10 protein-coding genes are annotated in these 12,863 nt (G+C 65.1%); 5 read left to right on the plus strand and 5 right to left on the minus strand.

Annotation, left to right across the window (positions count from 1 at the left end):
• Position 1: 1 nt before the first annotated feature.
• Together rarD and icmF are read right to left on the minus strand one after the other, a co-directional pair.
• Positions 2-889 (minus strand): EamA family transporter RarD, encoded by an 888-nt coding sequence (gene rarD, locus JJB74_RS27240; RefSeq protein ID WP_200597454.1) that lies wholly within the window; start codon positions 887-889, stop codon positions 2-4.
• A 110-nt stretch (positions 890-999) separates the two neighbouring features.
• Complete coding sequence (gene icmF, locus JJB74_RS27245) at positions 1,000-4,284, minus strand: fused isobutyryl-CoA mutase/GTPase IcmF (RefSeq protein WP_200597456.1); 3,285 nt, start codon at positions 4,282-4,284, stop codon at positions 1,000-1,002.
• A gap of 290 nt (positions 4,285-4,574) precedes the next feature.
• On the opposite strand from icmF, the gene JJB74_RS27250 reads away from it, so the two are divergent.
• A complete protein-coding gene (locus tag JJB74_RS27250) occupies positions 4,575-5,669 on the plus strand; it encodes a two-component system response regulator (RefSeq protein ID WP_200597458.1) in 1,095 nt (364 codons plus the stop codon).
• A gap of 81 nt (positions 5,670-5,750) precedes the next feature.
• Positions 5,751-6,338: a M23 family metallopeptidase gene (locus JJB74_RS27255; RefSeq protein ID WP_200597460.1), complete on the plus strand. Its 588-nt coding sequence runs from the start codon at positions 5,751-5,753 to the stop codon at positions 6,336-6,338.
• On the opposite strand, the gene JJB74_RS27260 is transcribed toward JJB74_RS27255, so the two are convergent.
• Together JJB74_RS27260 and JJB74_RS27265 are read right to left on the minus strand one after the other, a co-directional pair.
• Entirely contained in the window at positions 6,335-8,215 is a 1,881-nt protein-coding gene (locus JJB74_RS27260; protein WP_200597462.1) for a sensor domain-containing diguanylate cyclase, read from the minus strand. The two genes, JJB74_RS27255 and JJB74_RS27260, sit on opposite strands and share 4 nt — an antisense overlap.
• A 198-nt stretch (positions 8,216-8,413) precedes the next feature.
• Positions 8,414-9,595, minus strand: a complete 1,182-nt coding sequence (locus tag JJB74_RS27265) for a GGDEF domain-containing protein (protein ID WP_200597464.1) — start codon at positions 9,593-9,595, stop codon at positions 8,414-8,416.
• A gap of 302 nt (positions 9,596-9,897) precedes the next feature.
• Here JJB74_RS27265 and JJB74_RS27270 point away from each other — a divergent pair, with 302 nt between their 5' ends.
• Genes JJB74_RS27270 through JJB74_RS27280 form a run of 3 tightly spaced genes read left to right on the plus strand, consistent with a single transcriptional unit; the run spans position 9,898 to position 12,338 of the window.
• A complete protein-coding gene (locus tag JJB74_RS27270; RefSeq protein WP_200597466.1) occupies positions 9,898-10,176 on the plus strand; it encodes a FeoA family protein in 279 nt (92 codons plus the stop codon).
• Between the two features lie 9 nt (positions 10,177-10,185).
• Complete coding sequence (gene feoB / locus JJB74_RS27275) at positions 10,186-12,060, plus strand: ferrous iron transporter B (RefSeq protein WP_200597468.1); 1,875 nt, start codon at positions 10,186-10,188, stop codon at positions 12,058-12,060.
• Entirely contained in the window at positions 12,060-12,338 is a 279-nt protein-coding gene (locus JJB74_RS27280) for a DUF6587 family protein (RefSeq protein ID WP_200597470.1), read from the plus strand. Before feoB ends, JJB74_RS27280 begins: the two co-directional genes overlap by 1 nt.
• Positions 12,339-12,444: 106 nt before the next feature.
• On the opposite strand, the gene JJB74_RS27285 is transcribed toward JJB74_RS27280, so the two are convergent.
• The coding region (locus JJB74_RS27285; RefSeq protein WP_234484902.1) for a methyl-accepting chemotaxis protein at positions 12,445-12,863 on the minus strand (419 nt) is incomplete at its 5' end.

Here is a 12,863-nt window from a genome sequence, read left to right on the forward strand (position 1 = left end):
TTCAGGCGCTGCGCGTGCCGCGTCCATTGCGCCCGGCCAATAGCGCATGCGCCGAATACAGCGCCAGCCCGCCCCAGATCAGCGCGAAGCCGATCAGCCGCGCCACGCCGAAGGGTTCGCGGTACAGCAGCACGCCGAGCAGCAGTTGCATCGAGGGCACCACGTATTGCATCAGGCCCAGGAGCGACAGCGGCAGCTTGCGCGCGGCCGCGGCGAACAGCAGCAGCGGCACCGCGGTGACCGGGCCCGAGGCGGCCAGCAGCCAGCGCGTGGCCGGGGAGGCGGTGGCGAAGCCGGTGTCGCCGTGCAGCGCCATCCAGGCCAGCGCCGCGGCGGCGATGGGCGCCAGCACCATGGTCTCCAGCGCCAGGCCTTCGAGCGCGCCCAGCGCGGCGGTCTTGCGCAGCAGGCCGTAGAAGCCGAAGGTCAGCCCGAGCCCGATGCCTATCCACGGCGCATGCCCGGCCTGCCAGCCCAGCCAGGCCACGCCGGCCGCGGCCAGCGCCACCGCGCCCCATTGCAGCGGCCGCATCCTTTCCTTCAGCAGCAGGTAGCCCAGCACCACGTTGACGAGCGGATTGATGAAGTAGCCCAGGCTGGCATCGACGATGCGGTCGGTATTGACCGCCCAGATGTACATGCACCAGTTGGCCGACAGCAGGAAGGCGCTGGCGGCGAAGCTGCCCAGCACGCGCGGCTGGCGCGCCACCGCCTTGATCCAGGCCCATTGCCGGCGCCAGGCCAGCACCAGCACGATGAACACCAGCGACCACAGCACCCGGTACATCAGGATTTCCATCGGCGCGATCTCGCGCAGCGCCTTGAAGTACAGGGGGAACAGGCCCCAGGCCAGGAAGGCCGAGGCGGCTTGCAGGATGCCGGGATTCATCGAGGGAGCGGAATTTGCAAAGCCGCGATTATGCGCTCCGGTCGGGAAAGTTGCTTTTCTTAATCGTCGGCGCCGGGCGCGCGCAGCCATGCGCGCCCGGCCGTGGCGGACTACATGCTGCGCCGATACTGCCCGCCGACCTCGAACAAGGCCTCGGTGATCTGCCCGAGCGAGCAGACCCGCACCGCGTCCATCAGCGCCGCGAACACGTTCCCGTCGCCAATCACCGTCTGCTGCAGCCTGTGCAGCATCGCGGGCGCCGCATCGGCATGGCGCGCATGGAAGTCGGCCAGGCGCTGCAGTTGCGACTGCTTTTCCTCCTCGGTCGAGCGCGCCAGCAGGATCGCCTGCGGTGCGCCGTCGCCCTGCGGATTGCGGAAGGTGTTCACGCCGATGATGGGCAGGCTGCCATCGTGCTTCCTGTGCTCGTACAGCAGCGACTCTTCCTGGATGCGGCCCCGCTGGTAGCCAGTCTCCATCGCGCCGAGCACGCCGCCGCGCTCGGCGATGCGCTCGAACTCCTGCAGCACCGCTTCTTCGACCAGGTCGGTCAGTTCTTCGATGATGTAGCTGCCCTGGTTCGGATTCTCGTTCTTCGCCAGACCCCATTCGCGATTGATGATCAGCTGTATCGCCAGCGCGCGCCGCACCGATTCGTCGGTGGGCGTGGTAATGGCCTCGTCATAGGCATTGGTGTGCAGCGAGTTGCAGTTGTCGTAGATCGCGATCAGCGCCTGCAGCGTGGTACGGATGTCGTTGAACGCGATTTCCTGCGCGTGCAGCGAGCGGCCCGAAGTCTGGATGTGGTACTTCAGCTTCTGGCTGCGCTCGTTCGCGCCGTAGCGCTCGGCGAGCGCCGTGGCCCAGATGCGGCGCGCCACGCGGCCCAGCACGGTGTATTCCGGGTCCATGCCGTTGGAGAAGAAGAAGGACAGGTTGGGCGCGAAGTCGTCGATGTGCATGCCGCGCGCGAGATAGGCTTCGACGAAGGTGAAGCCGTTGGACAGCGTGAAGGCAAGCTGCGAAATCGGATTCGCGCCGGCTTCGGCGATGTGATAGCCCGAGATCGACACCGAATAGAAGTTGCGGACTTCGTTCTCTACGAAGTATTCCTGGATGTCGCCCATCACCTTCAGCGAGAACTCGGTGGAGAAGATGCAGGTGTTCTGGCCCTGGTCTTCCTTCAGGATGTCGGCCTGCACCGTGCCGCGCACGGTCTTCAAGACTTGCGCGCGCATCGCGGCGGCTTCATCCAGGCTGGGCTCGCGTTCACGCTGCTGGCAAAAGCGCGCAATCTGCTGGTCGATGGCGGTGTTCATGAACATCGCCAGGATGGTCGGCGCCGGACCGTTGATGGTCATCGATACCGAGGTGTCCGGGCTGCACAGATCGAAGCCGTCGTAGAGCACGCGCATGTCGTCCAGCGTGGCGATCGACACGCCCGAGTTGCCGACCTTGCCGTAGATGTCCGGCCGCAGCGCCGGGTCGGCGCCGTACAGCGTGACCGAATCGAAGGCGGTGGACAGGCGCTTGGCCGGCATGCCCTGCGACAGCAGTTTGAAGCGGCGATTGGTGCGGAAGGCGTCGCCTTCGCCGGCGAACATGCGGGTGGGGTCTTCGTTCTCGCGCTTGAAGGCGAATACGCCGGCGGTGTACGGAAAGGCGCCGGGCAGGTTTTCCAGCATCAGGAAGCGCAGGATTTCGCCATGGTCGACAAACTTCGGCAGCGCGACCTTGCGCAGCTTCGAGCCGGACAGCGTGGTGTGGACGAGGCTCGTGCGGATTTCCTTGTCGCGCACCTTCACCACGTAGTCGTCGCCGGCATACGCGGCCTGCAGCGCCGGCCAGGATGCGAGCAGCGCCTTGGCGCCGGCATCCATCTGCGCATCGCGCATCTCGGCCAGGCGTTCGAGGTGGCTGGCGTCGCCGCCGTCGGCCGCGAGCATCCGTGCCGCTTCGCGCAACTGCTGGCGTTCGCGCGCCAACGCGGCCTGGCGCTCGGCATGGCGGCGGTATGCGCGCACGGTGTCGGCAATCTCGGCCAGATAGCGGTTCTTCGCCGGCGGCACGATGGCGTTGCGGCCTGACGAGTAGCGCTGCCGCACCGGCGCGAGCCGGCTCTCGCGCAGCCGCAGGCCCTTCTGCGCCAGCAGCGGCAACAGGCCCTGGTACAAGGCCGTCACGCCATCGTCATTGAAGCGCGACGCCTGGGTGCCGTAGACCGGCATCGCTTCAGTTGGCTCGGCAAAGCGTTCCTGGTTGCGCTGGTATTGCTTGGCCACGTCGCGCAACGCATCCTGCGCGCCCTTGCGGTCGAACTTGTTGATGGCGATGACGTCGGCGAAGTCGAGCATGTCGATCTTTTCCAGCTGCGAAGCCGCGCCGAATTCGGGCGTCATTACGTACATCGATACATCCGCGTGCGGCACGATGGCCGCGTCGCCCTGGCCGATGCCCGAGGTTTCGATGATCACCAGGTCGAAGCCGGCCAGCTTGCAGGCGGCGATGGCGTCCGGCAGCGCCGCCGAGATTTCCGAGCCGGCTTCGCGGGTGGCGAGCGAACGCATGAAGACCCGCGTTCTGCCCTGCCACGGGCTGATTGCATTCATGCGGATGCGGTCGCCCAGGAGCGCGCCGCCGGACTTGCGGCGCGATGGGTCGATCGAGATCAGCGCGATGTGAAAGGCGTCGTCCTGGTCCAGGCGCAGGCGCCGGATCAGCTCGTCGGTCAGCGAGGACTTGCCGGCGCCGCCGGTGCCGGTGATGCCGAGCACGGGTGTGGAAAGAGTCGAGGCGCGCTCGCGCAGTTCCGTGAAGAGCGTCGGCGCAAGCGCGCCGTTTTCGACCGCCGTAATGCATTGCGCCAGTGCCAGGTGCCGTGCGTCGATGTCGCCTTCGGCCAGCGCATCGAGCGAGGCGATGGCGCGCGCGGCGTTCGGCTCGGCGCGGCAGGTATCGAGCATGAACTCGATCATGCCGGCCAGGCCCATGCGCTGGCCGTCTTCGGGACTGAAAATGCGCGCCACGCCGTAGTCGTGCAGCTCGGCGATCTCGGCCGGCACGATCACGCCGCCGCCGCCGCCGAATACCCGGATATGGCCGCCGCCGCGCTGGCGCAGCAGATCGATCATGTACTTGAAGTATTCGACATGGCCGCCCTGGTAGGACGACACCGCGATGCCATCCGCATCCTCCTGCAGGGCCGCGGTCACGATTTCCTCCACCGAGCGGTTGTGGCCGAGGTGAATCACTTCCGCGCCTTGCGCCATCAGGATGCGCCGCATGATGTTGATCGAGGCGTCGTGGCCATCGAACAGCGAGGCGGCGGTGACGAAACGCGGCTTGGCGCCGGTCGTGGCGGACGCAAGCTTGCCGGAAACCGAGAGGTCGGTCATGGAGTCTCCGTATGGTGTCGGTGTTGTGTCGGTCGACATGCCGTGCTGCGGATTTGCGGTGTCGACCGAAATGGAATGCGGTGAAGAATCGCTTTACGTTAACGTCAACGTCAAAGTAGTATAGCGCGGATTTTTTCCGCTTCGACGGCTTAGCCGGACTGTCCTCGCCGTTCATCCCGCTGATCTTTCGCCAGTTCCATCCATTTGGCCTACATCAATACCCCGGCAGCGACGGCCGTTACAGTCGCTGCGCAAACCGCACTACAAGCGCGCACCAAGGGGAGATCGTCGTGCACAGGGAACGTGAAACAGGGCAGCGCTGCATACTCGCGATCGACGATGACAGCATCCTGCTGGCGAAACTGCAGCGTTGCCTGACGCTAGCCGGTTACCGGGTCGTCACCGCGACTTCGGCCGAAGCCGCGCTGGCCCTGCTCGGCGAACGCGTTCCGGCGCCCGATATGGCGCTCATCGACGTCTCCCTGCCCGGCATGTCCGGTTTCGAGCTCGCGTGTCGGCTGCAACAGGACAGGCAACTTCCCTTTCTCTTTCTTTCGGCGAGTCCGGATCCGGCGGCAGCGCGCAAGGCGGCTGCATGCGGCGCCCTCGGTTACCTGGTCAAGCCGGCCGATGTTGGCCATGTTCTGCCGGCAATCGAAGCAGCGCTGTTGCGTGCCGAAGATATGCGGCAACAGTGGCGTATCCGCGCCAGTCTGCAGCAAGCCCTGCTTTCGGGGCAGCGCCGGCTTGCCGCGCACGCAAGCGAAGTGGCACGCCTGGAGCGGCAGCTGGCGCGTGCCGAGGCGCATATGCAGGAATCCCGGGCACGGGCGCAGGCGCTGTCGCGCCTGGTCAATGAAGATGCGTTGACCGCTTTGCCCAACCGCAACTGGCTGCGCGACGCCTTGCCGCTGGCAATGGCGCGCGCGGCCGCCAGTGGTCGGATGCTGGCCTTGCTCTACCTGGATCTGGATGGTTTCAAGGCGGTCAACGATAGTCATGGTCATGCCGCCGGGGATGAATTGCTACGCGCGGCGGCATTGCGCATGCGTTCGGTGCTGAAGCCGGGCGATCAGCTCGTACGCTTGGGCGGTGATGAGTTCGTTGCACTGATCGAACGTATAGAAAGCGAAGCCGATGCCGCCAATGTGGCGACTCGCCTAACGGAGTCGCTGCGCAATCCGTTCGAGCTCATGCATGGTCGTGCACTTGTCGGCTTGTCCATCGGCATTGCACTTTATCCGCGCGATGCGCAGCACGAAGATGCGCTGCTGCATGCGGCAGACCTGGCGATGTATGCCGCCAAGGGCGCGGGCAAGGGACGCTACCGGTTTCATCGCGCATTGGCGGCGAACCGACACGTGTCCTGCGTATCGAACGCTTGACGGCGCCGATCCGCGGCGCCTGCCGCGCCGGCCCGCCATGGTGGAGAGTGCCGCGCCATCCACAGGTTTCGATGCGCTTCCATGGGCTTTCTTCTCCGTTTTCTGCGCACTGCGCTTGGCGCCTGCCTGCTGCTTCTGCTTGCCGGCCTGCTGGACGGCGCGATCAGGCCGGCCCTGGAAACCGCGTGGTATGCCGCGCGGCTGACCGCGCTTCCCGCGCCATCGCACATCCCTTCGCCGGTGCAGGGCGTGGCCGCGTCCGGCTTGCGTGATTCCTGGCATGTGCCGCGCGATGGCGGCGCGCGCCGGCACGAGGGCATGGATATCTTCGCGCCGCGCGGCCGGCCAGTGCTGTCGGCCACGCAAGGCATCGTGCTCGGCATCGGGGTCGACCGGCTCGGCGGCAAGGTGGTGTGGGTACTCGGACCCGGCGGACAGCGCCATTACTATGCGCACCTGGACCGCTACGGCGATCTGCGACGCGGGCAGCGCATCGTTGCCGGCCAGGTGCTTGGCTATGTCGGCAACACCGGTAATGCCCGCGGCGGTCCGACGCATCTGCATTACGGTATCTACACCGCGCGCGGGCCCATCAATCCCTATCCGCTGCTGCATCTGGACGTGCATACCGAAGGCGCCCAGCGTGGCGCTTCGGAGTCCGCGTCCTAGTCGTTGTCTTGCGCCTGGTAAAAGACGTAACGTCCCTTCCCGGTGGACTTGGAGCAATACATCGCCGCATCGGCCGCCCGTAGCAGCGCATCCATGTCTTCGCCATCCTCGGGATAGCGGCTGATGCCGATGGAAGCCAGCGTCTGATGCCGATGGCTATTGCCAATCAGGAAGGGTTCGGACATCGCCGCCATGATGCGTTCCACGATTTGTACTACCTCGTCGCCTTCGACGTCTTCCAGCACCACCGTGAATTCATCGCCCGCCAGGCGCGCGACGTGATCCCTGCCGCGCACCGCGCCGGAAAGGCGCCGCGCCACGACCTGCAGCAAGGCATCGCCGGCGGCATGGCCATGACTGTCATTGACCGACTTGAAGTCATCGAGATCGATGAACATGACCGCCAGCATGCGATTCTGGCGGCGCGCGCGCGTGATGGCCTGCGGCAGGTGGCGCATCAGCCAGGCGCGGTTGGGCAGGCCGGTCAGCACATCGGCATGCGCCATGCGCGACAGCGCTTCCTGGTGCGCGCGCGCATCGGAAATGTCGCGTACGGTGATCGCCAATCCGCGGCCATAACGTACGAAACGCCGGTGCAGCCACAGGGGGCGCGTTTCATCCAGCGCAGGCGTGCGCACCTCATCCTCGTGAAAACCCGCGCGCATCGCATGGCGGCAGACCGCGGCGATGCGTTCGGCCTGTCGAGGGGGCCACACGCCGGAAATCCGCTGGCCGACAAGGCGCGTGCGAGTCTGGCCGGCATACGCAGCGCCGCGCTCATTGCATACCTCGATGACGAAATCCTCGATGCCGCCATCCATGTCGAAGAGTGCCCGCACCATGAAGAAGCCTTCGCGCCCGCCTTCGAGCGCCAGGCGGTAGGTATCGCCGATTTCCTCGGCCAACTCCTTTTTCCAGGTAAGGCGGGCGGTATAGATCATGCCGATGAAGACGAACAGCAGCAGAAAGGCGCTTGCCGTCACTGTGGCAGACCGGTAATCACGCGCTGTCTTGTCATACGCGGCAAACACGCTTGACTCGGCAATGCCGACAACCGCAAGCAGTCCTTCGGGTTGCAGCGTCTGCCAGGCGACGAATCGCGGCACATCGTCGAGGAAATGCTCAGCCGATATCCGCGCAACGCCCTGCTCACCCGGAAAACTCGGCGCATGGCGATAAACGGTGTCGGTGACCACGCCGGTTTCCCGGCTGGCGGCGAGAACCCGTCCATCCGATCCCATCAGGGAGACGAAATCCTCGCGCGAGGCATTGGACATGTCCTGGAAGGAGGCCAGGTATTGCGGCTGTACCGCAACCACGGCGGCGCCGTCGAAGCTGCCGTCGCTCCGCGTCAGCGCACGCGAGAAGCGCAGCACCGTCATCCCGGTCAGGCGCGCGACTTCCGGTCCGCTGACCTGCAGGCCCGAAAATCCTGTCGTTTGCAATTGCCGAAAAAAGTCGCGATCAGCCACATTGATGCCGGACTGCGACTTTCCGAGGGTGCTGTCGACGAGATTGCCGTTACGGTCGATGATCAGCGCATAGATCTGGGACGACAGCGGATATAGTCCTTCGGCCAACTGTTCTTCAAAATTCGGCTTGCCCGGATGACGCCGCCATTCATAACGCAACTGCAGCGTGAGCTGGTCGAGCTGTCCGATCGTATGCCGCAGCTGCGCGGCATAGGCACGGGACAGGGAAGTGGCTTTTTGCATGCCGGCCTGCTCGGCATTGGCGTATTCCTTTTCAAGCCGCAGCTGCACGAAGCCCCAGAACAGCAATCCCGTGAGCAGGCCCATCACTGGCCACAGGAAAATCGCCGATGAAAACCGGTAGCCGTGCTCGGCACGCTTGCTCAGCGGCACTGAAGTGACCATGCGAAAGAAAGGAAACGCGTTTTACGGAAAGCGTGCGCAATGTAGAGGGCGCACCGTTTGGATGAGTATGGTGCCCGAGAGTAACACGAGGGCGCGGACTTGTGGTCGGTAGGCGACCGTTTCTTTATCGTGAATTCCTGAATGCAAATTGGTCGGAGCCGTCCTGTTTCACTTGGTGTTTCGCGTAATTTGGCTTTCCTAGCCCCTGGCATGTGGCGCTTGCGGCAGCCCATCTGGCGGCTCGGCCATGCGTACCGTGTTGCGACCGGCTTCCTTGGCTGCATACAGTGCGACATCGGCGCGTCCCAACAGCGCGGAAAAGCTTTCCTCCTCCCGCAGCGTTGCCACGCCGATGCTGACGGTATAGGCAATCGCGCCGCTGCTCTCGGGCAGCGTGCGCTGCATCGCCTGGCGCAGACGGTGCGCCGCATGCAGCGCGGCGTCGGCATCCGCTTCGGGCAGCAGCAGCGCGAATTCCTCGCCGCCGAGGCGGGCGAACAAATCGAAACGACGGATGATCGCGCCGGCCTGCGCTGTCAGATCGACCAGCACCCGGTCGCCCTGCGCATGACCGTGAAGGTCGTTGATGCGCTTGAAGTGATCCACGTCGAGCACCAGCAGCGACAGCGGCCGGCCGGTGCGACGCGCGCGCTGCAGTTCGCGATCGGCAAAGCGAAACAGCGCGCGCCGGTTCCAGGCGCCGGTGAGATAGTCGCGGTTGGCCATGTCTTCGGCCTGCGCCAGCATGCGTTCGTGCACCATCATCACCGCGCCGATGGTCAGCACTGGCAGCGCCACCGTGCCCAGCGCCAGATAGAAACTGTTCGACAGGCTTGGCGCCGCGCCGGCCAGCATGCGCGGATGGGCAAGATGCGCCAGTGCCCGTCCGAGGTGGCCGCCCGCAAACAGCAGGGCCGCCGTGGCGGTGAAACGATGGGCATAGGCCAGACGCGCGTCGTGCGGCTGACGCAGGATGTCAGCGGCAATGGCCAGGCACACGCCGCCATGCAGCAGCGAGGCGATGGCCATACGCGTGTCGGGATCGTCGACGACGTAGTGGAACCAGGCAACAGCAGCCAACATGAGAGCAAGCCCGGCGCCCAGGACGGCATACGGCGTCGGACGGCCCAGGAAACGGCGGAAGCCGTCATACAGCAAGCAGATCGACAGACCCAACAGCGCTTCGGAGATCTCGACCGCCAACAGCGCCGGCAGTCCGGCGACAGCGGAAAACAGCAGCAGCGACAGCATGGCTGCGCCATTGGCCAGTGCCCAGGCATGGACTCCGGGAATGCCGCTACGGCCAAGCGACGCCAACACGAAGACCATGACCACGCACAGCGCGGCAGTCAGCAGCAGCGGGTAGATGGCACTGGACATGAAAGCTGGCTGTGGATTTGTTGACCGATCAGCGAAGTATAGCTGTTGACCTCCTTTCAATCTCTCGGACGCGCAGCACATCAGCTAGGCCAGGCAGCAGCTCAACAATACAGGGTGTGCGATCAGCATGAGCAACTGTTGATGTCCGGCACGTCGGCCCCATCTTTCGACGGCCAGCATGCCGCGAACGGCATGTGTAGCAATTATTGCCAGGATTAAGAATCATTATCATTACGGTGGTACACTCCCTCATCGCTGGTTTTTCCGGCTGCATTTCCGATTCGGGCACTTCCGTGGCTGTCATGTCCAACGCTTCCCAAACCGTTTCACTCGCCTTCCAAGCGCTTTCGACGATCAAAAAGGGCGATCGCGCCACCGTTACCGGCATGCGCACTCCTGAAAGCGACGAGCAGCGCGCGACGCAGCTGCGCCTGCGCGAGCTCGGCTTCGTGCCGGGAGAACAGGTGCGCATCGTCGCGGTCTCTTTTCCGGGCAATGACCCGATCGCCGTGCGCCTTGGCAATACCACCTTCGCATTGCGCCGTCATGAAGCGGCGATGGTGCTTGTCCAACCCTTGTAGGCGAGCGCCATGACCATGAATCAGCCCCTGCGCATCGCCCTGGTAGGCAATCCGAATTGCGGCAAGACCGCGCTGTTCAACCGCCTGACCGGCGCGCGTCAGAAGGTGGCCAACTATGCCGGCGTGACCGTCGAGCGCAAGGAAGGGCAGTTCACGTCCACGGCGGGCGTGCATTACCAGGTAATCGATTTACCCGGCGCCTACAGCCTGGAGCCGATGACGCCGGACGAAGCGATCACCCGCGAAGTGCTGTTTGGCGCCCGCGCCGACGCCGCGCTGCCGGACGTCGTAGTGCTGGTGGTCGATGCTACCAATCTGCGCCTGAACCTGCGCCTGGTGCTCGAAGTGCTGCGGCTGAAGCGGCCGACGGTGCTGGCGGTCAACATGATGGATGTGGCGAAGAAGCGCGGCCTGGTGATCGATATCGCCAAGTTGCAAGGCGAGCTCGGCATTCCGGTGATCGAGACCGTGGCGATCAAGCCCGGCGGCAGCACCGCGCTGGTCAGCCAGCTGGACGCCATGGCGAAGACTGGCAAGCTGATCGTCCCAACCGGCGCCCATGCCGACGCCGCCACGGTATCGCCCGAAGCCACCCAGGCCGAAGTACGCCGCATCCTGAACGCCGTGATCCGCAACGCCGGCCGCGCGCATACGGTGGACGACCGCATCGATGCCTTCGTGCTGCACCCGGTGCTCGGCTACCTGATTCTCACCGCGGTGCTGTTCCTGATTTTCCAGGCGGTGTTTTCCTGGTCCAAGCTGCCGATGGACCTGATCAAGAACGGCGTGGACGGCACCGCCGGCATGGTGCGCGACATGATGCCGGACGGCGTGCTCAAGAGCCTGGTGGTCGACGGCATTCTCTCTGGCGTGGGCAGCGTGCTGGTGTTCCTGCCGCAGATCCTGATCCTGTTCCTGTTCATCCTCGCGCTCGAGGACTCCGGCTACCTGCCGCGCGCGGCCTTCCTGCTCGACCGCCTGATGGGCAGCGTCGGTTTGTCCGGTCGCGCCTTCATTCCGCTTCTGTCGAGCTTCGCCTGCGCGGTGCCGGGCATCATGGCCACGCGCACCATCCAGAATCCGCGCGACCGCCTGGCCACGATCATGATCGCGCCGCTGATGACCTGTTCGGCGCGGCTGCCGGTGTATGCGCTGATCATCGGCGCCTTCATCCCTGACCGCAGCGTGGGCATCTTCAATCTGCAGGGCCTGGTGCTGTTCGCGCTGTATATCGCCGGCATCGTGTCGGCGATGGCGGTGGCCTGGGTATTCAAGCGCGCCTTCCACAGCAAGAACGCGCATACGCTGATGCTGGAATTGCCGAACTACCACTGGCCGAACCTGCGTAACCTGGCGCTGGGCCTGTGGGAGCGCGCCCGTATTTTCGTCTCGCGCGTCGGCACCATCATCCTGGCGCTGATGGTGATCCTGTGGTTCCTGTCGAGCTTCCCGGCGCCGCCGGATGGCGCCACCGGGCCGGCGATCCAGTACAGCCTGGCCGGGCATCTCGGCCGCCTGCTCGAAGTCGTGTTCGCGCCGGTCGGCTTCAACTGGCAGATCGCCATCGCGCTGATCCCGGGCCTGGCCGCGCGCGAAGTCGCGGTCGGCGCGCTCGGCACCGTCTATGCGCTGTCGGCCACCGGCGACGCGCTGTCGACCACGCTCACGCCGATGATCGCCGCCACCTGGAGTCTGCCGACGGCGCTGTCGCTGCTGGCCTGGTATGTGTTTGCGCCGCAGTGCGTGTCGACCTTGTCGATGGTGCGGCGGGAAACCAATTCCTGGAAACCGGTGGCTGCCATGGCCAGCTACATGTTCGCGCTGGCCTATCTCGGCGCTTTCGCCACCTATCAGATCAGCCGCGTGCTGTTGGGAGGAAGCTGATGCAAGGACTCATCGTTGCCATCATCGTCGCTGTCGCCGTCTGGGCGGTGGCGGTGCGCCTGCTGCCGCGCGCATTGCGCATGGCGATCCGAAATCGGGCCGCCGGCGCGGCGCGTTCCTTCGGCTGGCATGCGCTTGCCGATCGCCTGGCTGCCATGTCCAGCGCCTCGGCGGGCGGTTGCGGCGGCTGCGACGGCTGCGGCCCGGCCAAGCCGGCGCAGAAGGAATTCGCGATCAGCGCGGAAGCATTGCGGCGCACGGCGCGGCGTCAAGGGTAGAAACGCCATCTCAACAATGAAAAAGGCCGCTCCGTCTGATTCCGGAGCGGCCTTTTTTGCTGGCATGCGTGCGGTTTCCGCCGCTAAAAGCGCTGCGCGTAGTTGCTTAAGCCAGGCGGAAGCTGGAAACGAGGCGAGCCAGCGCGGCGGCCTGTTCCTGCAGGCTGCCGGCGGCAGCGGCAGCTTGTTCGACCAGCGCGGCATTTTGCTGCGTGACCGCGTCCATCTGCGTGACCGCGCCATTGACCTGCTCGATGCCTGCGCTCTGCTCGCTGCTGGCTGCAGTGATCTCGGCCATGATGTCCGTCACCCGGCGCACGCTCTGCACCACTTCCTCAATCGTCGCGCCCGCCTGGTTCACCAGCTGGCTGCCGGTATCGACCTTGGCCACCGAATCGCTGATCAATGCCTTGATCTCATGCGCGGCCGACGCCGAGCGTTGCGCCAGGCTGCGCACTTCGGACGCCACCACCGCAAAGCCGCGACCCTGCTCGCCGGCGCGGGCGGCTTCGACCGCGGCGTTCA

Origin of the sequence: Noviherbaspirillum pedocola, from assembly GCF_016632335.1 — a bacterium.
Lineage (GTDB): Bacteria > Pseudomonadota > Gammaproteobacteria > Burkholderiales > Burkholderiaceae_D > Noviherbaspirillum_A > Noviherbaspirillum_A pedocola.